This is a genomic window from Kitasatospora sp. NPDC001603 (assembly GCF_040298365.1).
GTDB lineage: Bacteria > Actinomycetota > Actinomycetes > Streptomycetales > Streptomycetaceae > Kitasatospora.
This window is the reverse complement of the sequence record NZ_JBEPAA010000071.1, coordinates 20442-42641: the sequence shown is the minus strand read 5'-3', so window position 1 is coordinate 42641 and position 22200 is coordinate 20442. Positions and strand designations below refer to the sequence as shown.

Here is a 22200-nt window from a genome sequence, read left to right as displayed (position 1 = left end):
GGGGGTCCTCGTGCGGCGCCCCCTGGTGTTTGGCGGGGGCGGGGCGGGGGCGGGGGGGGGCGGTTCCCCCGCGGGGGGGGGCCGGGGGGGCCGCGCCCCCCCCCCGGCCCCGGAGCCGTGAAGGTCAGACCTCGCGGACCCCGGCCCGCCAGACCGCCGCCGTCAGCGGGACGCCCGGCCGGTACGCGAGGTGGACGTGCGAGGGCGCCTCCAGCAGCTGGAGGTCGGCCCGGGCGCCGACCGTCACCGCCCCGACGTCGGTGCGCCGCAGCGCCCGGGCGCCGCCCGCGGTGGCGGCCCAGACCGCCTCGTCCGGCGTCATCCCCATCTCCCGGACCGCGACCGCGATGCAGAACGCCATCGAACTGGTGAAGCTGGAGCCCGGGTTGCAGTCCGTGGAGAGCGCGACGACGGCGCCCGCGGCGAGCAGCCGGCGCGCGTCCGGATAGGCGGCGCGGGTGGAGAACTCCGCGCCCGGCAGCAGCGTCGCCACCGTCTCCGAGCCGGCCAGCGCGGCCACGTCCTCGTCGGTGAGGTGGGTGCAGTGGTCGGCCGAGGCCGCCCCCAGCTCGACGGCGAGCTGGACGCCCGGGCCGTAGGAGAGCTGGTTGGCGTGCACCCGGGGGGTGAGACCGCGCTCGATCCCGGCGGTCAGGATCGCCCGGGCCTGGTCCCCGTCGAAGGCGCCGTTCTCGCAGAAGACGTCCACCCAGCGGGCGTAGGGCGCGCAGGCGTCCAGCATGTCGCCGGTGACCAGGTCCACGTAGCCCGCCGGGTCGTCGGCGTACTCGGGGGCGACCACGTGGGCGCCCAGGTAGGTGGTCTCGGAGGTGTACGAGGAGGCGATCCGCAGCGCCCGGGCCTCGTCGACGACGGTCAGCCCGTAGCCGGACTTGCACTCGATCGCGGTCGTCCCCTGCCGCAGCGCCTCGCGCACGAACCGGGCCAGGTTGGCGTCGAGTTCGGCGTCGCTCGCGGCCCGGGTGGCGGCCACCGTCGTCCGGATCCCGCCCGCGGTGTACGACTGGCCGGACATCCGGGCGTTGAACTCCGCGGTGCGGTCCCCGGCGAACACCAGGTGGGCGTGCGAGTCGACGAAGCCGGGCAGCAGCGCCCGCCCGGCCGCGTCGAACCGCTCGTCCGCGGCGGGCGCCTCGGCCGCCGGCCCGACCCAGGCGACCGTGCCGCCGTCCACCACCACGGCCGCGTCGGTGAGCAGGCCGAGCGGCCCGGTCCCGTACGCGGGGTCGTTGGTGACCAGGCTGCCGATCCCGGTGATCAGGGTGCTCGGCATGCCCTGGCTCTGCGGGCTGCTCGGGGTGCTCACATCAGGCCTTTCGGGGCTGGACCCGGGGGCGGGCGGGGTCGGCCCCCGCCCGCCCCCGGGAGGTACGGGGACTCAGCAGCTCAGCGCGGCGATCGAGGACCGCAGCGCGCCCGGGACGTCGGGCACCAGCTGGTGGGCGCCGTCCCGGACGATCTGCCGTCCGCCGACCACCACGTGCCGCACGTCGGCGGCCGAGGCGGCGAACACCGCGATCTCGGCGCCGAGCCGGCTCGGCGGCCCGGCGGTGCGCACCGAGTCCAGGGCGATCACGGTGAAGTCGGCCAGGGCGCCGGCCTCGATCCGCCCGGCCTCCGGCCAGCCGAGCGAGGCGTGTCCGTCCTCGGTGCCCGCCCGCAGCAGCGAGTTGGCCGTCCAGTGGCCCCGGGTCCTGGTCCGCAGCCGCTCGTCCAGCTCCAGCGCGCGGGCCTCCTCGAACGGGTCGATGACGGCGTGGCTGTCACTGCCCAGGGTGATCGGGCAGCCCGCCGAGGCGAGCCGGCGGGCCGGACCGATGCCGTCGGCGAGGTCCCGCTCGGTGGTGGGGCACATGCAGATGGCGGTCGAGGAGTCGCTGAGGAGCTTGATGTCCTCGTCGGTGAGGTGGGTGGCGTGCACCGCCGAGGTGCGCGGGCCGAGCGCGCCGTGGTCGGCGAGCAGCCTGGTCGGGGTGACGCCGTGCGCGGTGAGGCAGGCGTCGTTCTCGGCGGTCTGCTCGGAGAGGTGGACGTGCAGCGGGGCCCGGCGGCCGTCCGTCCACCGCGCGACGGTGCCGAGTTGCTCGGCCGGTACCGCCCGCACCGAGTGGATCGCGGCGCCGATCCGGGCGTGCTCGCGCGGCTTGAGCGCCTCCACCCGCTCGGCCCAGGCGTCGGCGTCGCCGTCGCTGAACCGCAGCTGCGGCCTGGTCGGCTCGGCGCCGAAGCCGGCCGACAGGTAGCAGGTGTCCAGCAGGGTGATCCGGATCCCGGCCCGGGCGGCGGCCTCGATCAGCGCCTCGCCCATCGCGTTCGGATCGTCGTAGCGGCTCCCGCCGGGCGCGTGGTGCAGGTAGTGGAACTCCCCCACCGCGGTGATCCCGGCCAGCGCCATCTCGGCGTAGACGGCGGTGGCGAGCGCCAGGTAGCTGTCCGGGTCGAGCGCCCCGGCGAACCGGTACATGGTGTCGCGCCAGGTCCAGAAGGTGCCGGAGCCGACCTGCACGTGGCCGCGCAGCGCCCGGTGGAAGGCGTGCGAGTGCGCGTTGGCCTGGCCCGGCAGCAGCAGCCCGGCCAGCCGGACGGCGCCGGGCGGGCAGGGCCCGCTGTCCGGCGTCACCGCGGTGATCCGGCCGCCGGGGCCTGTGGCGATCAGCACGTCCTGCTCGACCACCGGCCCGTTGGCGTGCGGCAGCCAGGCGTGCTCCGCCCAGTAAGTCGTCGTGTGCGCGCCTCCGGCACGGCCTACTGACACGCCAGGTCCTCCAGTACGTCGGCGAGGGCGGTTACGCCGGCCAGGCAGTCGGCCGTCTCCGCGTGCTCGGCCGGGGAGTGCGAGACCCCGCTCGGGTTACGTACGAACAGCATGGCGGTCGGGATCGCCGAAGCCAGGATTCCGGCGTCGTGTCCCGCGCCGGTGGGCAGGATCGGCACGCCGTCGGGGGCGCCCGCCGCGTTGAGCCGCCGGGCGAGCCGGTCGCGCAGCGGGCCGTCGAACTCGACCACCGGGGTGTAGGACTCGCGGGTCAGTTCGACCCGGACGCCGTCGCGGTCGCCGCGCTCGTACGCCGCCCGCTCGATCTCCTCGACCAGGGCGGTGAGCGTCTGCTCGTCGGCGGCCCGGGAGTCCAGCCAGCCGCGCACCAGGGAGGCGATCGCGTTGGTGCCGTTGGGCTCGACCGCGACCTTGCCGAAGGTGGCCAGCGCCCCTGCCGTCCGCGCCTTCTTCCGCGCCGCGAGCACGGTGTTGGCGTAGGTGAGCATCGGGTCGCGGCGGTCCTCGATCCGGGTGGTGCCGGCGTGGTTCGCCTCCCCGTGGAAGTCGAACCGCCAGCGGCCGTGCGGCCAGATCGCGCCGGCCACGCCGACCGGCTGGTCCTCGGCGAGGTAGCGGCCCTGCTCGACGTGGAGTTCGACGAAGGCGCCGATCCGGGCCAGCCGGTCGCCGTCCGCGCCGATCCCGGCCGGGTCGTAGCCGGCCTTCTCCATCGCGTCGGGCAGCCGGACGCCGTCGGCGTCGCGCAGCTCGTACGCCTGGTCGCGGCCGAGCACGCCCGCGCTCAGCCGGGAGCCGATGCAGGCCACGCCGAACCGGGCGCCCTCCTCGTCGCCGAAGTTGACGATGGCCAGCGGCCGGTCGAACTCGGCTCCCCGCCCGCGGAGTTCGTCCAGCGCGGCGAAGGAGGAGACCACCCCGAGCGGGCCGTCGAAGGCGCCGCCGTCGGGGACGGAGTCCAGGTGCGAGCCGGTGACGATCGCGCCCTCGCCCGCCGGGTCGCCCAGCCAGGCCCACTGGTTGCCGTTGCGGTCCAGCTCGTAGGTCAGCCCGCGGCCGCGGGCCTGCTCCTCGAACCAGGACCGGCACTCGGCGTCGGCGGAGTTCCAGGCGAAGCGGCGGTAGCCGCCGGTGGAGGCGGAGCGGCCCACCGGGAGCAGCTCCGCCCACATCTCTTCGAAGGTCACAGCTCACCCATCGGGCCGTGCTCGTTCATCGGAACGCGGACGCCGCGCTCGGCGGCGACCTCGTCGGCCCGGTCGTAGCCGGCGTCGACGTGGCGGATCACGCCCATGCCCGGGTCGTTGGTGAGCACCCGGCGGATCTTCTCGCCGGCCAGCGCGGTGCCGTCGGCCACCGTGACCTGGCCCGCGTGGATCGAGCGGCCGATGCCGACGCCGCCGCCGTGGTGGATGGAGACCCAGGACGCGCCGGAGGCGACGTTGACCATGGCGTTGAGCAGCGGCCAGTCGGCGATCGCGTCGGAGCCGTCCAGCATCGCCTCGGTCTCCCGGTACGGGGAGGCGACCGAGCCGCAGTCCAGGTGGTCGCGGCCGATCACGATCGGCGCGGACAGCTCGCCGGAGGCGACCATGTCGTTGAACCGCTCGCCGGCCTTGTCGCGCTCGCCGTAGCCGAGCCAGCAGATCCGCGCCGGCAGGCCCTGGAAGTGCACCTTCTCCTGGGCCATCTTGATCCAGCGGTGCAGCGACTCGTTCTCCGGGAAGAGGTCGAGCACGGCCTTGTCGGTCTTGGCGATGTCCTGCGGGTCGCCGGAGAGCGCCGCCCAGCGGAACGGGCCCTTGCCCTCGCAGAACAGCGGCCGGATGTAGGCCGGGACGAAGCCCGGGAAGGCGAACGCGCGGTCGTAGCCGGCCAGCTGGGCCTCACCGCGGATCGAGTTGCCGTAGTCGAACACCTCGGCGCCGGCGTCCATGAAGCCGACCATCGCCTCGACGTGCCGGGCCATCGACTCGCGCGAGCGCTGGGTGAACTCGGCGGGCTTCTCGGCCGCGTAGGTCGCCATGTCGTCGAAGGCGACGCCGACCGGCAGGTAGCTCAGCGGGTCGTGGGCGCTGGTCTGGTCGGTGACGATGTCGATCGGCGCGTCCATCGAGAGCAGCTGCGGGAACACCTCGGCGGCGTTGCCCAGCAGGCCGATGGAGAGCGGCTCGCGGCGGTCGCGGGCGGCGGTGGCCAGCTCCAGCGCGTGCGCGAGGTTCTTGGCCTCGACGTCCAGGTAGCGGTGCTCGATCCGGCGGGAGATCCGGGACGGGTCGCAGTCGACGCAGATCGCCACGCCGCCGTTCATCGTCACGGCCAGCGGCTGGGCGCCGCCCATGCCGCCGAGGCCGGCGGTGAGGGTGATCGTCCCCGCCAGGGTGCCGTCGAACCGCTTGTTGGCGACGGCGGCGAAGGTCTCGTAGGTGCCCTGGAGGATGCCCTGGGTGCCGATGTAGATCCACGATCCGGCGGTCATCTGGCCGTACATGGTGAGGCCGAGGCTCTCCAGCCGCCGGAACTCCTCCCAGTTCGCCCAGTCGCCGACCAGGTTGGAGTTGGCGATGAGCACGCGCGGCGCCCACTCGTGCGTCTGCATGACGCCGACCGGCCGCCCGGACTGGACCAGCATGGTCTCGTCCTGCTTCAGCGTCTCCAGCGTGCGCACCATGGCGTCGAACGAGCGCCAGTCCCGCGCCGCCTTGCCGGTGCCGCCGTAGACGACGAGCTTCGACGGGTGCTCGGCCACCTCGGGGTCGAGGTTGTTCATCAGCATCCGCAGGGCAGCCTCCTGCTGCCACCCCTGCGCCGTCAGCCCCGTACCGCGCGCCGCCCGCACCTCGCGCGGCCCGCTCGCCTGCTGCTGCACCATGTCCCGGCTCCCTACGGATGAATTCATTCAAGCTCGACTTGGCTGAATATATCCAATCATTCAGTCTCCGGCCAGACCTGAGCGCATCCGATCAGCCGGCATCGCGACAACCCCGCCGCGCTACCCCGAGTCGGGCGAACACCAGCCACTCGGCCCAGGCGCCGCCGGGCGGAGGGCACGGCGACGCGCCCCGCCGTACACCCCGGACGGCCCCCGCGGCGGCCGCCGCGGAGTCCGGGCGAGGCACGGGCCCGCGCGCGGGATCGTCGCGGGGGCCGCCCGGCCCTGCGCGGCGGGCGCGCGAGGCGGACGGCCGACCCGACCCGGCGTCAGGCCGCCGCGTCGCCGTCCCAGTCGATGCCGATCTCGGCGAGCCAGCGGCGGTCGTCGGCGTCGGGGTCCGCGGGCGCGGCCGGGGCGGCCGGGCGCGGCGGGCGGGGGATCTCCTGGACGGGGCCGAGGCCGTACTTGTCGGCGGCCGCCGCGGCGCGGCCGTCGGGCTCGATGACGCCGACGTGGACGGCGCTCTCGTCACCGGCGTCGAGGACGACGAGTTCGGGTTCGGGCAGCCGCCGCAGGGTGACGCGGCGTCCGCAGGCCGGGCAGGACCATTCGTCGGCGCCCGAGGCGAGTCGGCCGACGAACTTCATCTCGTGGATCACGCGCATCACAGGCTCCCCCTGCCGGTCGGCCCTGCTCCGGGGCCTGTTGACAGGATTCCCGCCCCGGGTACGGTCCTACTCCAAAAACAGCCCACGAGCCGTCGCGGACTGCTCGATCGACTCCAACCGGGCCTCGGCGCCGGGGAGTTCGTCGCACATCGTCTGGAGCAGCACCCGGCCGAGCATCATCGGCGCGCACGCGGTGTCGAAGACCAGGCCGGTGCCGACGGCGGCCGGCAGCATCAGGTCGGAGAGCTTGGCGACCGGCGCGAAGGCACTGTCGGCGACCGTCAGCACCGTCAGACCGCAGTCCCGGGCCACCGTCAGGGCGTCCATCAGCTCGCGCGGGTAGCGCGGCAGGGCGAAGCAGAGCAGCGCGGAGGCGCCGGCGGCGGCGGCCTGTTCCAGGCGGTCGGCGAGCATGCTGCCGCCCTCGTCGAGCAGCCGGATGTCCGGGTGCACCTTGGCCGCGAAGTAGGCGAAGCCGCGGGCCTGCGCGGAGGCGGCCCGCAGGCCGAGGACGGGCAGCGGGCGGGAGGCGGCGAGCAGCCGGGCCGCGCGGATGATCGGCTCGGGGTCGGCGAGCAGCTCGGCGAGCAGCCGCAGGTGCTCGATCTCGGCGAGGACGGCCTGCTGGTGCTCGTTGCGCACCACGTCGTCCGGGGTCTCCGGGGCGCTCGGCTCCCCCGCGCCCAGCTCGCGCAGCTGCTTGCGCAGCGCCGGGTAGCCGTCGTAGCCGAGGGCCACCGCGAAGCGGGTGACCGAGGGCTGGCTGACGCCGGCCAGTTCGGCGACCTCGACGCTGGAGAGGAACGGCGCCTCGGTGGCGTGCCGGACGAGCGAGTGGGCGATCCGGCGCTGGGTGGGGGTGAGCCGGTGGCCCTCGAAGAGCTGGAGGAGTCGGGCGGAGGGGCCTACCGTGCCGTTGTCGTCGGTGGCGGTCATCAGCGGTACCTCCGGGTGCGAGCTGTTCGGACGACGACTGTGCAGCAGCGGACTGCCGCTGGCAAAGACGTCTCGTACGCCGGGACGCCCGATGAGACCCCCCGGCGGTGCGGATCACCCCTCCGGGTGACCCTGATTTCCCCCTGATCCGCCCCGATCCCGGCGCGAACCGATGGACTGGAGCCCCGGCGCTGCACCAGGCTGAGCGCCATGGACACACGCCAGGACGAACTGCGACGCGACCTCGACGCGGCTCTGCAGACCCGCAAGGAGCTGGGCGAGGAGTACGAGTCGGAGATCGTCGACTCGTTCCTCGCCCGGCTGGACGCCCGGTTGGACGCCCGCCTCGACGCCCGGGTGGAGCGCCGGGTGGCGGAGCGGCTCGACGGCTACGGCCCGGCGGAGCACCTGCGCCGGCGCTCCTTCGGCCGTTCCGGCTCGAAGCTGCCGCTGATCTCGCTGGTCCTCGGCATCCCGCTGACCGGCATCGCGACCAGCGGCTCGAACGGCTTCATGGGCCTGCTGGTCTGCTGGGCCGGCATCGTCGGCGTCAACTACGCCGCCATCGCCGCCGACCGGCGCGAGGAGAAGCGCGCCCGGCCGCCGCGGGGCGAGTGGGACTGACTCCCGCCCGCCCCGGGCGGCGGCGGCCTCGTCAGGCCAGCGGCCCGGTGACCTTCTCGACGGCCCGCACCAGCTCGCCGGAGGCGACCAGCGCGGCGGCGGCCTCCAGGTCCGGCGAGAGGAAGCGGTCGCGGCCGGCGCCGCCGACCCCGGCCTCCCGGGCGACGGCCAGCGCGGCGAGGGTCGCCGGCGAGGGCGTGCCGCTGGCGTCGGCCTGCCGGCGGATCTCCAGCGCGCGGGAGGCGGCGGTCAGCTCGACGGCCAGGATCCGGCCGAGGTTCTCGACGGACTGGCGCAGCTTGCGGGCGGCCGACCAGCCCATCGAGACGTGGTCCTCCTGCATCGCGGAGGACGGGATCGAGTCGACCGAGGCCGGCACGGCGAGCCGCTTGTTCTCGCTGACCAGGGCCGCCTGGGTGTACTGGGCGATCATCAGACCGGAGTCCACGCCCGGGTCGTCGGCGAGGAAGGCCGGCAGGCCGTGCGAACGGGCCTTGTCCAGCAGCCGGTCGGTACGGCGCTCGGAGATCGAGCCGAGGTCGGCGGCCGCGATGGCGAGGAAGTCCAGCACGTAGGCGACCGGGGCGCCGTGGAAGTTGCCGTTGGACTCGACCCGGCCGTCCGGCAGCACCACCGGGTTGTCGACCGAGGCGGCCAGCTCGCGGGAGGCGACCAGGGCGGCGTGGGCCACCGTGTCGCGGCCGGCGCCGGCGACCTGGGGGGCGCAGCGGATCGAGTAGGCGTCCTGGACGCGCGGGGCGTCGTCCTGGTGGTGGCCGGTGAGGCCGGAGCCCTTGAGGACGGCCAGCATGTTGGCGGCGCTCAGCGCCTGGCCGGGGTGCGGGCGGATCGGGGCATGCAGCTCGGGGGCGAGCACCTTGTCGGTGCCGAGCAGCGCCTCCAGGGTCATCGCGGCGGTGATGTCGGCGGTGGTGAACAGGCGCTGGAGGTCGGCGATGGCCATCACCAGCATGCCGAGCATGCCGTCGGTGCCGTTGATGAGGGCCAGGCCCTCCTTCTCCAGCAGCTCGACCGGCTCGATGCCGGCCGCGGCGAGCAGCTCGCCGGAGGGCTTGTCGACGCCGTCCGGGCCGGTCGCCACGCCCTCGCCCATCAGGACCAGCGCACAGTGCGAGAGCGGGGCGAGGTCGCCGGAGCAGCCGAGCGAGCCGAACTCGCGGACCACCGGCGTGATGCCGGCGTTCAGGATGGCGGCCATGGTCCGGGCGACCACCGGGCGCACGCCGGTCCGGCCGGAGGCCAGCGTCTTCATCCGCAGGAACATCAGCGCGCGGACCACCTCGCGCTCCACCGCCGGGCCCATCCCGGCGGCGTGCGAACGCACCAGCGAGCGCTGCAGCTGGGCGCGGAGCTCGGGGCTGATGTGCCGGACGGCGAGCGCGCCGAAGCCGGTGGAGACGCCGTAGACGGGGCGCGGCTCGGCCGCGAGGGCCTCGATCCGGGCCCGCGCGGTCGCCATCTCGGCGAGCGCGTCCGGACCGATCTCTACCCGGGCGTTGCCCCGGGCGACGGCCAGCACGTCCTCGGCGCTGACGTCGGCCTTGCCGACCTGGACGAGGGGCGCATCGGGGGCCACAGCACTGTGCATATCCATATGCATCATCACACCAGCTGAATGAAGATATGACAACCAGTGGATCCCACCTGGCGGACTCCCGCCCGCCGGACGGAGCCGGCCGCGGCCGCCCTCCGCGTCCCGCCGGAGGGCGCGCCGGCTCCGACGGCCCCGGCCGGGACCTCCACGCCACCTTCGCCGATGGCGGGCGCCGGCCGCCTCACGGCATCGCCGATCAGGTGACGGGCGCCCGCCCACGAGTCGCCCCCACCGGCGCCCGGCCACCGGCCCCACCCCGATTTCCGAAGCGCCACCCCGATACCGCACGCTGGGGTCGACGGACGGCACGGAGGCGGAGGACCGATGACGCGGGCGACGGCACGGCGGCGAGTGGTGCGGCTGCACGGGGACGGCCGCAGCACGCGACCGGACGCCCTCGCGGCGGAGGAGCCGCTGGAGATCCGGGTCGGCGGCGAGCCGCTGACGGTGACCATGCGCACGCCCGGCCAGGACTTCGACCTGGTGGCCGGCTTCCTGGTCGGCGAGGGGCTGGTGCACACGGCCGAGGACCTCGCGGCCCTGCGCTACTGCGCCGGTACGGACGAGGACGGCGCGAACACCTACAACGTGGTGGACGCGGCCCTGCGCGGCGCCCGCGCCCTCCCGCTCTCCGCCCACCGCAACCTGCTCACCACCAGCGCCTGCGGCCTCTGCGGCCGCGACACGGTGGACGCCGTCCGCACCCACGTCCGCCACCCCGTCGGGGACGACCCGCTGACCGTCCCCCCGGCCCTGCTGTACGGGCTGGCGGACCGGCTCCGGGCCGCCCAGCGGACCTTCGACTCGACCGGCGGCCTGCACGCGGCCGGGCTGTTCGACGGGACGAGCGGCGCGCTGCTCTGCGCCCGCGAGGACGTGGGCCGGCACAACGCGGTGGACAAGGTGGTCGGCTGGGCCCTGCGCGCGGGCCGGCTGCCGCTGACCGGGCACGTCCTGCTGGTCAGCGGTCGCGCCTCGTTCGAGCTGACCCAGAAGGCCGCGCTGGCGGGCGTCCCCCTGCTGGCCGCCGTCTCCGCGCCCTCCTCCCTCGCGGTGGACCTCGCCGAGGAGCTGGGCCTGACCCTGGTCGGCTTCCTGCGCGGCGAACGCGCCAACGTCTACACCCGCCCGGACCGGATCAGCGGCTGACCGGCCGGCCACCGCCCGCCCCACCGGCGAGCCGACCCGACCCGACCCGCCCCGGAGCGTGCGGGCTCGGTCCGGTCTTCAGCAAGACTCCTCCAGCAAGACGAGACGTCTCGTTTCGCCAGCGCCCTAGAATGGGCCCATGACCCGCAGCAGCTCTCCCGATCCCGCCCGCCGCAGCGAGCGCTCCCGCCAGGCCGTCCTCACCGCCGCCGCCGAACTGGTGGCCGAGGTGGGCTTCGGCAAGCTGACCATCGAGGCGATCGCCGCCCGGGCCGGCGTCGGCAAGCAGACCATCTACCGCTGGTGGCCCTCCAAGGGCGCGGTGGTCTTCGACGCCTTCCAGGCCGCCAACGAGAACGCCTCCGGCAGTCTGGCACTGCCCGACACCGGCGACCTCGCCGCCGATCTGCGCGCCGTCCTGCGGCCGACGGCCGACCAGCTCGCCGACCCGGGCTTCGACAACACCGGCCGTGGCCTGGTCTCCGAGCACCAGCGCGACCCGGCCCTGCTGCGGGAGTACCGCGAGCGCCTGCTGGACCCTCTGCTGGAGGTCACCCGGGAGCGCCTGCGCACCGCCCGCGAGGCCGGGCAGATCGCCGCCGACGCCGACCTCGACCTCGCCGTCGAACTGCTCTACGGCCCGATGTACTACCGCTGGCTGCACGGCCTCGGCCCGCTCGACCACGCCTACGCGGACCGTCTGGTGGACGGCGTCCTGCGCGCCCTGCGGCCGTGACCGGTCCGGCGGCCGGCCCGTGGACCCACCGGGTCCACGGGCCCGCGCGGTCTACTGCCGGTTGCGGCGGCGGAGCATCACGACCACCGCGATGATCACGGCGATCACGATCAGCACCACCACGATGCCGATCACCACGCCGATGATCTTGCCGAAGAAGCCCTTCTTCTTCTTCTTCGACTTCGACTTGGACTTGTCCTTGGACCCGGCCAGCCGGGTGCCGTCCTGCTGCCCGGCCACGGCCGGGGCCGCCTGGGCCGCCTGGACGGCGCCCCCCGCGGCGGAAGAACCGGCGGCGGAACCGGCGGCGGTGCCGACCGCGGCGGCGCGCGGCGCGGCCTCGGCCGCCGGGGCGGCGGCCAGCGTGGCACCGCCCAGCGCCAGCACCGCGGAGAGGACAAGGCTCGTCAGACGAGCGCGCATGGGTTTCGACCCCCGTTCCGGCCCGGCCCCCGTGGCCCGCCGACGGCGGATACCATCCCACGTCCGGGGCTCGCCGCCCAGCCCCGCGGCAGCCTCCGCACCGGACCGCGACCGGCTCGGAACAGGCCGGTCACCGAACCGGCACAAGCCCCCCACCCGGTCCGTCCACGAACCGGGCCCGCCTCAGCCCGGCGGCGGGGAGGCCGGGCCGGAGAGCGCCACGGCGACCAGGGCCCGCATCGCGCTGGCGACCTGTCCGAGCGGCAGCGTCGCGTCGTCGGCGAACAGTTCCACCAGCCAGCCGCCGGCCGGGTTCTGGCCGCCCGCCGCGACCATCCCCCGGTAGCCGCTGACCACCAGCATGGCCTCCTCGGACGGGTCGTTCCCGGCCGCGCCCGCGCGCAGCGCGAAGGACCCGCCGCGCACCGCCTGCCGGGTCATCGGGTAGTGCCGCAGGTCGAAGACGGCGTCCGGGGCCTCGATCTGGGCCCGCTGGGTCTCCGCCCGCGAGCTGCTCGGTCCGCTGGTCATCCGGTACACGGCGTGCTGGGCGGTGCGCATCAGGTGCGAGCCGGGCGGCACGTAGGAGACCCACCAGCCGACCGCGTCGAGCAGCCGGGAGGCCGTCTCCGCGACCACCGCCAGCTTGCCGATGGTGTCGGCGGGGTGGACCGAGCGGGTGACCCCGCGCTGGTCCAGGGCGGCGAGCACGGCGGTGAGCAGCTGTCCCGGGTCGGCGCTGTGCGCGGCGCCGCGGAACCGCCGCCGGTCGCCGGCGCCCGGCCGGCCGGGGACGCGCCCCCGGCCGTCGGCCCGGTGGTGCGGATCGGCGGCGTCGGCCAACAGCACGGTCGGGTCCGGCGACAGGCCGGGGCCGTGGCTGCGGCCGGCCACCACCGGGTGCGCGGCGCGGGCGGCCTTGGCCCGGTACTGCGCGGCGTCGGCGAGCCGGAACAGCCGGTCGGGCGTGGTGACCGGGCCGATCGAGTCCCCGGTGGAGGCGACCCCGCAGGCGACGCCCTCGCCCTCGGCCAGCGCCAGGGCCCGCGCGCACAGCTCCTCGGCGACGGCGACCACCTCGTCCGCCTTCTGGCCCTCCACCAGCAGGCAGAACTCGTCGCCGCCGAGACGGGCGGCGAGGCTGCCGGGCAGCCTGGCGGCGGCCAGCGACAGCTGGTGGGCGAAGCGCTCCAGCAGCCGGTCGCCCATCTCGTGCCCGAGCTGGTCGTTGACCCGCTTCAGACCGTTGACGTCGCAGACCACCAGCGAGACCACCGTGCCGTCACGGTTGTGCGCCTCCAGCGCGCTCTCCAGCCGGGCGTCCACCGCCCGCCGGTTGGCCAGCCCGGTCAGCGGGTCGGAGAAGGCGAGCTTGCGCAGGTCGGCGAGGCGTTCGGTCTGCGCGAGCCCGGCCGAGATCTGGGCGGCGAGCAGGGTGGCGTACTCGGCGTCGCCCTCGGTGAACTCCACCGCCCCGGTGGACCTGGCCAGGTAGAGCTCCCCCCAGGCCTGTCCGTGCAGCACGATCGGGGCGACCACGCAGCAGCCCCGGCCGCGCCGGCGCAGCGCCGCGGCCCGCTCCTGGCAGTAGGCCCCGGCGGTGGGGTGGGCGTGCCCGGCGTGGAGTTCGGTGTTCTCGGCGCTCTGCAGCCAGGCGCGGGGCAGCCGTCCGGTGGTCCAGCGCTCCTCTAGGTAGGTGACGATCTCGGGGAAGTCCGCCACCGGGTAGGACTCGTCCTCCGGCAGCTCCTCCTCGCCCGGCGCCAGCTCCCCGTAGTTGACCAGGACCCGCAGCCGGCCGGACTCCCGGTCCCAGACCGAGACGGCCGCCATGGTGGCGCCGAGGGCCTCGGTGGCGCGGACGGCGGCCGCGCGGACCGCCTCCAGCGGGGTGAGCGCCCCCGCCATGTCCTGGGCGAGCTCCACCACGGACGTCAGCCGCGGGTCGGGGGCGGCCGGCAGCTCCGGGCGGTCGCACACGCAACCGCGGTCCGTCGTGATCGCCTCACTGCCCACCGGCTCGCCCCGTTCCCTGTGCTCGGTCCCGTCCGGCGCGGTGGCTCACCCACCGCGAACCGGACCCGTCCGCCTGCACCAAGACTAGGGCGGTTTCGCTCGGTTATGCCCCGTTTGCCCGCACGGATCCGCCCGGCCGGACCGGTTTCAGCCGTACGGCTTTCGGACGACGGCCACCGACCCCGCCGGGTGACCGTGCCGCCGGCCCGGACTCCGCCGTGCCCTGCCCGGACGTCCGCCTACCCCGTGAGCGGCCGGGTACTCCCCGCGGCCTCCGGGAGCCCGGCGGTCCGGGGGCGCCCGCTACTCGCCGCGCGGCCGCCGCGACAGCAGCCACGGCTCGACCAGCCCCAGCCCGCGCACCGGCCGGCGCCACATCGGCTGGAGGCTGAACCGGCGCCCCGCGTCCGGCGCCGGCACCGGGAGTCCGGAGGCGGGCAGTCCGGAGGCGGCCGACAGCGCCTCGGCCAGCCCCGGCCCGTCCGCGTCGGCCGGGGCGACACTGCCGTTCTGCTCCAGCGCGGCCGCGAACTCGCCGTCGATCAGCACCGCGTCCTTCGGGGCGATCGAGGTGAGCCGGCTGGCCAGGTTGACCGTGGTGCCGAAGACGTCGCCCATCCGCGAGGTGACGGTGCCGAAGGCCATGCCGACCCGCAGCGCGGGGATGGTGTCGTCCTCGGCCAGCGCCTCGATCAGGCTGAACGCGATCTCGGCGGCCGTCCCCGGGTCCTCGGAGACGTACAGGATCTCGTCGCCGAGGGTCTTGATCACCCGGCCGCCCTGGCCGGCGATCAGGTCGGAGCAGGTGTTCTCGAAGGTCTCGACCAGCTCGCCGAGCTCCTCTTCCTCCAGCCGGCGCGAGAGCCGGGTGAAGCCGACCAGGTCGGCGAAGCCGACGGCCAGCCGGCCGCTGGTGATCTCGGTGTCCTCGGCGGCCTGCACCACCCGGCCGGTGACGGCGGCCAGCTGGCGGCGCCAGACGTACACCAGGAACTGCTCCAGCTCCGGCAGCAGCAGCTCGACCAGCGGGTAGGCCACGTCCGCGCGGGTCAGCCCGGGCTCGACGGACTGGGTGAGGTTCTCCAGGAAGGTGTCCATCTGCCAGCCGGCCAGCCGGGCGGTGGTCTGCCCGGTCGAGCGGGCGACCTGGATCGCCATCGGCTCGCTGAGCAGGCCCGACTCCACCAGACCGGCGAGCCGGCGCAGCGCGATCACGTCGCCGTCGGTGAGCGCCCGGGACTGCCCGATGTCCGGGAAGCCCATCGCCCGCCAGAAGCGGGTGGCCAGCTCCATCGGGACGTCGGCGGCCCGCGCGGCCTGGTACGGGGTGTAGCGGCGTGGCGCGTCCAGGATCAGGCGTTCCAGGTCGAGCGCGACCGTCTGGTCGTCGGAGCCCGCCGTACCGCCGTTGCCGCCGTCCTCTGCCACCGGTCCGTCCCCGTGCGGTCGCCGCACTTGCCTCGTGTCCTGCCTGTCCGAACGCGCCCGCCACCCGCCGGGCAGTGGCGCGCCTCACACTGCTGCCAGGTGGAATGTTCGCACGGAATCCCGCGATCCGGGGCATCCGCCCGGGTCAAGGAGAGGTGAAGAGTGCCGCTCAGCGCGGCTCGGGGCGCACGTGGACGACGTCTCCCGCGCCCACCGGACGCCGTGCACCGTCGGGGGTGCGGACCACCAGCCGGCCGTCGCCGTCGATCGCCACCGCCTCGCCGACGAGCTCGCGGTCGCCCGGCAGGTGGACCTTGACCGGACGGCCGAGCGTGGTGCAGCGGTCCGCGTAGGCGGCCAGCAGACCGCTGGCGTGCGGGTCGCCGGCCGCGGCCGTCCACTCGGTGTAGAGGACGGCGAACTCGCGCAGCAGCGCGCGGAGCAGGGTGGACCGGTCGGTCACCGCGGCGCCGGCCAGCAGCAGCGAGGCGGCGGTCGGGACGGGCAGCTCGCCCTCGCGCAGCGACACGTTGAGGCCGAGGCCGGCCACCACCGCGCCGCCGCTGAGCTCGGTGAGGATGCCGCCGAGCTTGCGCTCCGCGCCGTCGACGGTGACCTGGAGGTCGTTGGGCCACTTCAGGCCGACCTCGACCTCGGCGACCCGGCTCAGTGTGGCGGCCGCGGCGACGCCGACCAGGATCGGCAACCAGCCGTACCGTTCGACGGGTACCTCGTCCGGGCGAAGCAGGACGGAGAGGAAGAGCCCCGACCGGGGCGGCGCCGTCCACTGCCGCTCCAGCCGCCCGCGCCCGGCGCTCTGCGCCTCGGCGACCAGCACGGCGCCCTGCGGCGCGCCGGCCCCGGCCCGGGCGGCGAGGTCGCTGTTGGTGGAACCGGTCTCGGTGACGACGTCCAGCGCGGTCCAGAACCCGCCCGGCCGGACGAGGTCGCGGCGCAGCGCCTCGGCGTCCAGCGGCGGCCGGTCCAGATCGGTCCAGGGCGACGGCCCGGCGTGGCCGAAGCCGCGCAGTCCACTGCGGCGGGGGGTGTCGGAGTCGGTCATGACCACGAGACTAGGGGTTTCGCCCCGCCCGCCGCGCGGTGGCCGTAGGCCGCCATATCGTCCCGCAGAACGGGCGTTGACACACTGTGTCGCTGGCCATAACCGGAAAGCCCCGGCGCTGGCTACGCTACTCGACGGTAGTTCGTTGCGCCGCCCTGCCCTCATGCGCGTGTCCCCGCCCAGACGCGCGTACCACCGAACAGGCCGCGGCCCATGGATCAGGGAGAGCCCACCCGATGACCGAGGCCCCGTACGACCCCCACACCACCGCCGGCAAGCTCGCCGACCTGCGGCGCAGGATCGACGAGGCGGTGCACTCCGGCTCCGCCAAGGCCGTGGAGAAGCAGCACGCCAAGGGGAAGCTGACCGCGCGTGAGCGCGTCGTCGAGCTGATGGACGAGGGCTCCTTCGTGGAGTTCGACGAGTTCGCCCGGCACCGCTCGACCAACTTCGGCCAGGAGAAGAACCGCCCGTACGGTGACGGCGTGGTGACCGGCTACGGCACCGTCGACGGCCGTCAGGTCGCCGTCTTCGCGCAGGACTTCACCGTCTTCGGCGGCTCGCTCGGCGAGGTGTTCGGCGAGAAGATCGTCAAGGTGATGGACTTCGCGCTGAAGACCGGCTGCCCGGTCATCGGCATCAACGACTCCGGCGGCGCCCGGATCCAGGAGGGCGTGGTCTCGCTCGGCCTGTACGGCGAGATCTTCCGCCGCAACGTGCACGCCTCCGGGGTCGTCCCGCAGATCTCGCTGATCATGGGCCCCTGCGCGGGCGGCGCGGTGTACTCGCCCGCGATCACCGACTTCGTGGTGATGGCCGATCAGACCTCGCACATGTTCATCACCGGCCCGGACGTGATCAAGACCGTCACCGGTGAGGACGTCGGCATGGAGGAGCTGGGCGGCGCGCGCACCCACAACACCAAGTCCGGCAACGCGCACTACCTGGCCGCGGACGAGAAGGAGGCGATCGAGTACGTCAAGAGCCTGCTCTCGTACCTGCCCTCCAACAACCTCTCCGACCCGCCGGCCTTCCCCGAGGAGGCGGACCTCTCCGTCACCGACGAGGACCTCGAACTCGACACCCTCGTGCCGGACTCGGCGAACCAGCCGTACGACATGCACACGGTGATCGAGCACGTCCTGGACGACGGCGAGTTCCTGGAGACCCAGGCGCTGTACGCGGGCAACATCATCACCGGCTTCGGCCGGGTCGAGGGCCACCCGGTCGGCATCGTCGGCAACCAGCCGATGGACCTGGCCGGCTGCCTGGACATCAACGCCAGCGAGAAGGCCGCCCGGTTCATCCGGACCTGCGACAGCTTCAACATCCCGGTGATCACCTTCGTGGACGTGCCCGGCTTCCTGCCCGGCACCGAGCAGGAGTGGGACGGCATCATCCGCCGCGGCGCCAAGCTGATCTACGCCTACGCCGAGGCCACCGTGCCGATGATCACCGTGATCACCCGCAAGGCCTTCGGCGGCGCGTACGACGTCATGGGCTCCAAGCACCTGGGCGCCGACCTCAACCTGGCCTGGCCGACCGCGCAGATCGCGGTGATGGGCGCGCAGGGCGCGGCCAACATCGTCTACCGGCGCGAGCTGGCCGAGGCCGCCGCCGCGGGCGCCGACGTCGACGCCCGCCGGGCCGAGCTGGTCGCCGAGTACGAGGACACCCTGCTCAACCCGTACCTGGCCGCCGAGCGCGGCTACGTGGACGCCGTCATCGCACCGAGCGACACCCGCCGCCACATCGTCCGCGGGCTGCGCGCGCTGCGCGGCAAGCGCGAGGTGCTGCCGCCGAAGAAGCACGGAAACATCCCCCTGTAAGCGCTGCCGCGAGAGGATTGAGCCATGGCCCCGATCCACGTGCTGCACGGGCAGCCGACCCCCGAGGAGCTGGCCACCGTCCTGGCGGTGGTCCAGTCCCGGGCCGCCGCCGCGCAGGCGGCCGCCGAGGCGGCCCGCCGGGCCGGCGCCGGCCCGGACTCCGCCTGGAACGACCGCGCCCGCCGGCTGCGCGCCACCCCCCGCCCGGGCGTCAACGCCTGGCGCACCTCGGGCTGGGCCGGCTAGCACCGCCGGGAGGGGGTGGGAGACCGGCCCGTCCGGCGTCCCACCCCCTTCGCGCGCCCGGATTGCCCCGAAAGCTGAGTACGCGTACTCAGGCGTCACCGCGGCGGCGCGACGCACCCTGGACAGGTGCTCTGGTCCGACCCCCGCGACGAGCCCTCCCCGGAGGCCCGCCGACTGCAGGAGAGGCTCCGCCGCGCCGGCCATGTGCTCGCGGCCTGCCTCCTGCTGATCGCCGTCCTGCTGATGGTCTGACCGGTGATGGTCCGACCGGCGCCCGGACCGGCCCCCGGCCCCCGGCGGGCGGGCGGAGCGACGGCGGCCACCCCCTACCCTGGTGGGCATGACCGACCGCCGCGCCCTCGTCCTCGCCTCCGCCTCCCCCGCCCGCCTCGGGCTGCTGCGCCAGGCGGGCCTCGACCCGCGCGTGGTGGTCAGCGGCGTCGACGAGGACGCGATCACCGCCGCGAGCCCCGCCGAGCTCGCCCTCGTCCTCGCCGAGGCCAAGGCCAAGGCGGTCGCCGCCGAGCTGACCGGCGGCGAGCTGGTGATCGGCTGCGACTCGGTGCTGGAGCTGGACGGGCAGGCGCTCGGCAAGCCCGCCGACGCCGCCGAGGCCCTCGCCCGCTGGCAGGCGATGCGCGGCCGGTCCGGGGTGCTGCGCACCGGGCACTGCGTGATCGACACCGCCACCGGCGAGCAGTCCTCGGCCACCGCCTCCACCACCGTCCGCTTCGGCACCCCGGACGACGACGAGGTCGCCGCCTACATCGCCTCCGGCGAGCCGCTGCACGTGGCCGGCGCGTTCACCCTGGACGGCCGCTCGGCGCCGTTCGTCGAGGGCATCGACGGCGACCCGGGCAACGTCATCGGCCTCTCCCTGCCGCTGCTCCGCCGGCTGCTCGCCGACCTCGGCGTCCGGATCACCGACCTCTGGGCCTGACCCGCCGCCGGCTCCCCCGCCACGAGGACCGACCGGTCCCCTCACCGGCCGTCCCCGTGGCCCTCGCGGGAGCCCGCTAGGCTGACCGCCGCCGTTCGAACGGGGAGGGGACAGGCCGATGACCGACAGTCTGCTCAACGTGCTGCTGGGGCTGGTGGCGAGCGCGATCAGTGCCGCGCTCGCCTGGCTCGCGCAGAACCTGCGCCGCCGCCGGCGACTGGAGCGGGTCCGCGCCTTCTTCGGCCTGCCGGCCGGCAGCGAGTGCCTGATCGTGGTGAACCGCAGCGTCGGGGTCGGGGCGCACGCCCGGACGGTCACCCGGCGCGACGCCTACGCGCTGATGGAGCTGGCCGCCCTGGTGAAGGAGTGCGACGCGCGGACCGACCTGGTCGCGCACGACGCCGTCCACCGCGGCCTGGGCACCAAGACCGAGTTCTGCTTCGGCGGCCCCAGCAGCAACGAGCGGATGGCCGCCCACCTGGCCTGGGGGCTGCCCGGAGTGACGGTCACCAACGGCTCGGAGGGCCCGAACAACGTCATCGTGGTGGGCGACCGGACCTTCACCGTCGACTGGGACACCGAGGTCTACGCCCTGCTGGCGCGCCTCGCCACCCCCGAGGGCGGGCGCCCGGTCTTCCTGATATCCGGCCAGACCGGCATCGCCAACCACGCCGGCGTCCGCTACCTCGTCGCCAACCACCGCCGGCTCGCCCGCCGGTACGGTGAGGACGGTTCGTTCGCCCTGGTCCTGAAGGTCGTCAACCCGAAGGCCTACGGCCCCGATGTGGTGGAACTGGCCGCCGACATCACCGCGCCGGCCCGCGAGCGGGCCGCCTCCGCGGCCGCCGCGGGGTGAGTGTGGCCAAGGCCACCGCGTCGCCGCGCCGCCCCGTCACCGTCCGCACGGGACGGCTCCCGGCGACGGCACCGGCACCCACCTGGGAAGACCCCGACCGGGTCGCGGACCGGGTCCCCGAACGCATCACCCTCCGTGTGGGATAGTTCACAACCTGGGGCTACTCGCCGGTACCACCCAGAAATCCATAAACTCGACCAGGTTCAAGAAGGGAGCCACAGTGCGCAAGGTGCTCATCGCCAACCGCGGAGAAATCGCCGTCCGCGTCGCCCGGGCCTGCTCGGACGCCGGTATCGCCAGCGTCGCCGTCTACGCCGAGCCGGACCGGGATGCGCTGCACGTCCGCGCGGCCGACGAGGCTTACGCGCTGGGCGGCGACACCCCCGGTACCAGCTACCTCGACATCGCGAAGGTCCTGAAGGCCGCCGCCGACTCGGGGGCGGACGCCGTCCACCCCGGTTACGGCTTCCTGTCGGAGAACGCCGAGTTCGCCCAGGCCGTCCTCGACGCGGGCCTGACCTGGATCGGCCCGCCCCCGCAGGCCATCCGCGACCTCGGTGACAAGGTCACCGCCCGGCACGTGGCGCAGCGCGCCGGTGCCCCGCTGGTCGCCGGCACGCCGGACCCGGTCTCGGGCGCCGACGAGGTCGTCGTCTTCGCCCAGGAGCACGGCCTCCCGGTCGCCATCAAGGCGGCGTTCGGCGGTGGCGGCCGCGGCCTCAAGGTCGCCCGCACGCTGGAGGAGATCCCGGAGCTCTACGAGTCCGCGGTTCGCGAGGCGGTCGCCGCCTTCGGTCGCGGCGAGTGTTTCGTCGAGCAGTACCTGGACAACCCCCGGCACGTCGAGACCCAGTGCCTGGCCGACCAGCACGGCAACGTGGTGGTCGTCTCCACCCGTGACTGCTCGCTGCAGCGCCGGCACCAGAAGCTCGTCGAGGAGGCGCCCGCGCCGTTCCTCACCCCCGAGCAGAACGCCGAGCTGTACCGGGCGTCCAAGGCCATCCTCAAGGAGGCCGGCTACGTCGGCGCCGGGACCTGCGAGTTCCTGGTCTCCCAGGACGGGCTGATCTCCTTCCTGGAGGTCAACACCCGCCTCCAGGTCGAGCACCCGGTCTCCGAGGAGGTCACCGGGATCGACCTGGTCCGCGAGATGTTCCGGATCGCCGACGGCGAGGAGCTCGGGTACGACGACCCGGAGGTGCGGGGTCACTCGATCGAGTTCCGCATCAACGGCGAGGACCCGGGCCGCGGCTTCCTGCCCGCGCCCGGCACGGTGACGCTGTTCGCGCCGCCGTCCGGCCCCGGTGTCCGGCTGGACGCGGGCGTCGAGACCGGCTCGGTCATCGGCCCCGCCTGGGACTCGCTGCTCGCCAAGCTGATCGTCACCGGCACCACCCGCAAGCAGGCGCTGCAGCGCGCCGCCCGGGCGCTGGCCGAGTTCAAGGTCGAGGGCATGGCCACGGCCATCCCGTTCCACCGCGCGGTCGTGACGGACCCGGCGTTCGCGCCCGAGGTGCACGGCGGCGACGGGCCGTTCACGGTCTTCACCCGGTGGATCGAGACCGAGTTCCAGAACACCATCCCCGCGTTCGCCGGTGCGCCCGGCGAGGGCGAGGAGGCCGAGGGCCGCGAGACCGTGGTGGTCGAGGTGGGCGGCAAGCGGATCGAGGTCTCGCTGCCGTCCTCGCTGGGCGTCGCGTCCGCCCCGGCGGCCGCCACCGGCGGTGCGGCCAAGGCCAAGCGCCGGGTCGGTGCCAAGAAGGCCGGCTCGGCGGTCAGCGGTGACACCCTGGCCTCGCCGATGCAGGGCACCATCGTCAAGGTCGCCGTCGAGGAGGGCCAGGTCGTCGCCGAGGGCGAGCTGATCGTCGTCCTGGAGGCGATGAAGATGGAGCAGCCGCTGAACGCCCACAAGGCGGGCACCGTGGTCGGCCTCAAGGCCGAGGTCGGCGGCAGCGTCAGCAGCGGCGCCGCGCTCTGCGAGATCAAGGACTGACGG

19 protein-coding genes and 1 pseudogene are annotated in these 22200 nt (G+C 74.6%); 9 read left to right on the top strand and 11 right to left on the bottom strand.

What is annotated here, in order from left to right:
* Window positions 1-124: 124 nt before the first annotated feature.
* The 6 genes from hutI to ABT263_RS31120 all read right to left on the bottom strand — a co-directional run bounded on the left by hutI (window position 125) and on the right by ABT263_RS31120 (window position 7276).
* Window positions 125-1294 carry an imidazolonepropionase gene (gene hutI, locus ABT263_RS31145; RefSeq protein ID WP_352295432.1) on the bottom strand — a complete coding sequence of 390 codons (1170 nt, stop codon included), beginning with the start codon at window positions 1292-1294 and terminating at the stop codon, window positions 125-127.
* A gap of 105 nt (window positions 1295-1399) precedes the next feature.
* Window positions 1400-2776: a formimidoylglutamate deiminase gene (locus ABT263_RS31140; RefSeq protein ID WP_352295426.1), complete on the bottom strand. Its 1377-nt coding sequence runs from the start codon at window positions 2774-2776 to the stop codon at window positions 1400-1402.
* Window positions 2767-3969, bottom strand: a complete 1203-nt coding sequence (locus tag ABT263_RS31135) for an allantoate amidohydrolase (RefSeq protein WP_352295430.1) — start codon at window positions 3967-3969, stop codon at window positions 2767-2769. The genes ABT263_RS31140 and ABT263_RS31135 overlap by 10 nt, the downstream gene beginning before the upstream one ends.
* A gap of 11 nt (window positions 3970-3980) precedes the next feature.
* Window positions 3981-5669, bottom strand: coding sequence for a urocanate hydratase (hutU, locus tag ABT263_RS31130; protein ID WP_352295424.1), 1689 nt, complete (start codon window positions 5667-5669; stop codon window positions 3981-3983).
* A 329-nt stretch (window positions 5670-5998) separates the two neighbouring features.
* Window positions 5999-6337, bottom strand: a complete 339-nt coding sequence (locus ABT263_RS31125) for a hypothetical protein (protein WP_329487959.1) — start codon at window positions 6335-6337, stop codon at window positions 5999-6001.
* A 69-nt stretch (window positions 6338-6406) separates the two neighbouring features.
* A complete protein-coding gene (locus tag ABT263_RS31120) occupies window positions 6407-7276 on the bottom strand; it encodes a MurR/RpiR family transcriptional regulator (protein ID WP_352295422.1) in 870 nt (289 codons plus the stop codon).
* A 210-nt stretch (window positions 7277-7486) separates the two neighbouring features.
* Between ABT263_RS31120 and ABT263_RS31115 the strand changes: the two genes are divergently transcribed.
* Window positions 7487-7900 carry a hypothetical protein gene (locus ABT263_RS31115; protein WP_352295420.1) on the top strand — a complete coding sequence of 138 codons (414 nt, stop codon included), beginning with the start codon at window positions 7487-7489 and terminating at the stop codon, window positions 7898-7900.
* Between the two features lie 31 nt (window positions 7901-7931).
* Here ABT263_RS31115 and hutH read toward each other — a convergent pair whose 3' ends face one another.
* Window positions 7932-9515: a histidine ammonia-lyase gene (hutH, locus tag ABT263_RS31110; protein ID WP_352295418.1), complete on the bottom strand. Its 1584-nt coding sequence runs from the start codon at window positions 9513-9515 to the stop codon at window positions 7932-7934.
* A gap of 324 nt (window positions 9516-9839) precedes the next feature.
* Here hutH and fdhD point away from each other — a divergent pair, with 324 nt between their 5' ends.
* Window positions 9840-10664 (top strand): formate dehydrogenase accessory sulfurtransferase FdhD, encoded by an 825-nt coding sequence (fdhD, locus tag ABT263_RS31105; RefSeq protein ID WP_352295416.1) that lies wholly within the window; start codon window positions 9840-9842, stop codon window positions 10662-10664.
* 139 nt (window positions 10665-10803) lie between these two features.
* Entirely contained in the window at window positions 10804-11400 is a 597-nt protein-coding gene (locus ABT263_RS31100; protein WP_352295414.1) for a TetR/AcrR family transcriptional regulator, read from the top strand.
* 51 nt (window positions 11401-11451) lie between these two features.
* Here the strand turns inward: ABT263_RS31100 and ABT263_RS31095 are convergent, their stop codons facing one another.
* The 4 genes and pseudogenes from ABT263_RS31095 to ABT263_RS31080 form a co-directional block, all read right to left on the bottom strand.
* A complete protein-coding gene (locus ABT263_RS31095; RefSeq protein WP_352295412.1) occupies window positions 11452-11823 on the bottom strand; it encodes a hypothetical protein in 372 nt (123 codons plus the stop codon).
* Between the two features lie 765 nt (window positions 11824-12588).
* Window positions 12589-13731, bottom strand: a pseudogene (locus ABT263_RS31090) (GGDEF domain-containing protein); the annotation flags it as partial.
* 411 nt (window positions 13732-14142) lie between these two features.
* Complete coding sequence (locus ABT263_RS31085; RefSeq protein WP_329487966.1) at window positions 14143-15267, bottom strand: adenylate/guanylate cyclase domain-containing protein; 1125 nt, start codon at window positions 15265-15267, stop codon at window positions 14143-14145.
* 169 nt (window positions 15268-15436) lie between these two features.
* Window positions 15437-16330, bottom strand: coding sequence for a biotin--[acetyl-CoA-carboxylase] ligase (locus tag ABT263_RS31080; protein ID WP_329487967.1), 894 nt, complete (start codon window positions 16328-16330; stop codon window positions 15437-15439).
* Between the two features lie 236 nt (window positions 16331-16566).
* On the opposite strand from ABT263_RS31080, the gene ABT263_RS31075 reads away from it, so the two are divergent.
* The 6 genes from ABT263_RS31075 (at window position 16567) to ABT263_RS31050 (ending at window position 22197) form a co-directional block, all read left to right on the top strand.
* Window positions 16567-18159 carry an acyl-CoA carboxylase subunit beta gene (locus ABT263_RS31075; RefSeq protein ID WP_352295410.1) on the top strand — a complete coding sequence of 531 codons (1593 nt, stop codon included), beginning with the start codon at window positions 16567-16569 and terminating at the stop codon, window positions 18157-18159.
* A gap of 24 nt (window positions 18160-18183) precedes the next feature.
* On the top strand, window positions 18184-18405 hold the full coding sequence (locus tag ABT263_RS31070) for an acyl-CoA carboxylase subunit epsilon (RefSeq protein WP_093861821.1): 222 nt from the start codon (window positions 18184-18186) through the stop codon (window positions 18403-18405).
* A gap of 126 nt (window positions 18406-18531) precedes the next feature.
* Window positions 18532-18657, top strand: coding sequence for a morphogenic membrane protein MmpB (mmpB, locus tag ABT263_RS31065; protein ID WP_329487969.1), 126 nt, complete (start codon window positions 18532-18534; stop codon window positions 18655-18657).
* Between the two features lie 88 nt (window positions 18658-18745).
* Window positions 18746-19345, top strand: a complete 600-nt coding sequence (locus ABT263_RS31060; RefSeq protein WP_329487970.1) for a nucleoside triphosphate pyrophosphatase — start codon at window positions 18746-18748, stop codon at window positions 19343-19345.
* A gap of 118 nt (window positions 19346-19463) precedes the next feature.
* Window positions 19464-20201 carry a hypothetical protein gene (locus ABT263_RS31055; RefSeq protein WP_352295408.1) on the top strand — a complete coding sequence of 246 codons (738 nt, stop codon included), beginning with the start codon at window positions 19464-19466 and terminating at the stop codon, window positions 20199-20201.
* Between the two features lie 220 nt (window positions 20202-20421).
* Complete coding sequence (locus tag ABT263_RS31050) at window positions 20422-22197, top strand: acetyl/propionyl/methylcrotonyl-CoA carboxylase subunit alpha (RefSeq protein WP_352295406.1); 1776 nt, start codon at window positions 20422-20424, stop codon at window positions 22195-22197.
* Window positions 22198-22200: the final 3 nt, after the last annotated feature.

Excerpts from the sequence above, each read along its gene's own strand:
- ABT263_RS31115 (WP_352295420.1), top strand. The coding sequence starts at position 7,487 with ATGGACACACGCCAGGACGAACTGCGACGCGACCTCGACGCGGCTCTG.
- ABT263_RS31075 (WP_352295410.1), top strand. The coding sequence starts at position 16,567 with ATGACCGAGGCCCCGTACGACCCCCACACCACCGCCGGCAAGCTCGCC.
- fdhD (WP_352295416.1), top strand. The coding sequence starts at position 9,840 with ATGACGCGGGCGACGGCACGGCGGCGAGTGGTGCGGCTGCACGGGGAC.
- hutU (WP_352295424.1), bottom strand. The coding sequence starts at position 5,669 with ATGGTGCAGCAGCAGGCGAGCGGGCCGCGCGAGGTGCGGGCGGCGCGC.
- ABT263_RS31120 (WP_352295422.1), bottom strand. The coding sequence starts at position 7,276 with ATGACCGCCACCGACGACAACGGCACGGTAGGCCCCTCCGCCCGACTC.
- ABT263_RS31080 (WP_329487967.1), bottom strand. The coding sequence starts at position 16,330 with ATGACCGACTCCGACACCCCCCGCCGCAGTGGACTGCGCGGCTTCGGC.
- ABT263_RS31070 (WP_093861821.1), top strand. The coding sequence starts at position 18,184 with ATGGCCCCGATCCACGTGCTGCACGGGCAGCCGACCCCCGAGGAGCTG.
- ABT263_RS31135 (WP_352295430.1), bottom strand. The coding sequence starts at position 3,969 with ATGTGGGCGGAGCTGCTCCCGGTGGGCCGCTCCGCCTCCACCGGCGGC.
- ABT263_RS31125 (WP_329487959.1), bottom strand. The coding sequence starts at position 6,337 with ATGCGCGTGATCCACGAGATGAAGTTCGTCGGCCGACTCGCCTCGGGC.
- hutI (WP_352295432.1), bottom strand. The coding sequence starts at position 1,294 with ATGCCGAGCACCCTGATCACCGGGATCGGCAGCCTGGTCACCAACGAC.
- ABT263_RS31055 (WP_352295408.1), top strand. The coding sequence starts at position 19,464 with ATGACCGACAGTCTGCTCAACGTGCTGCTGGGGCTGGTGGCGAGCGCG.
- hutH (WP_352295418.1), bottom strand. The coding sequence starts at position 9,515 with ATGGATATGCACAGTGCTGTGGCCCCCGATGCGCCCCTCGTCCAGGTC.
- ABT263_RS31100 (WP_352295414.1), top strand. The coding sequence starts at position 10,804 with ATGACCCGCAGCAGCTCTCCCGATCCCGCCCGCCGCAGCGAGCGCTCC.
- ABT263_RS31060 (WP_329487970.1), top strand. The coding sequence starts at position 18,746 with ATGACCGACCGCCGCGCCCTCGTCCTCGCCTCCGCCTCCCCCGCCCGC.
- ABT263_RS31095 (WP_352295412.1), bottom strand. The coding sequence starts at position 11,823 with ATGCGCGCTCGTCTGACGAGCCTTGTCCTCTCCGCGGTGCTGGCGCTG.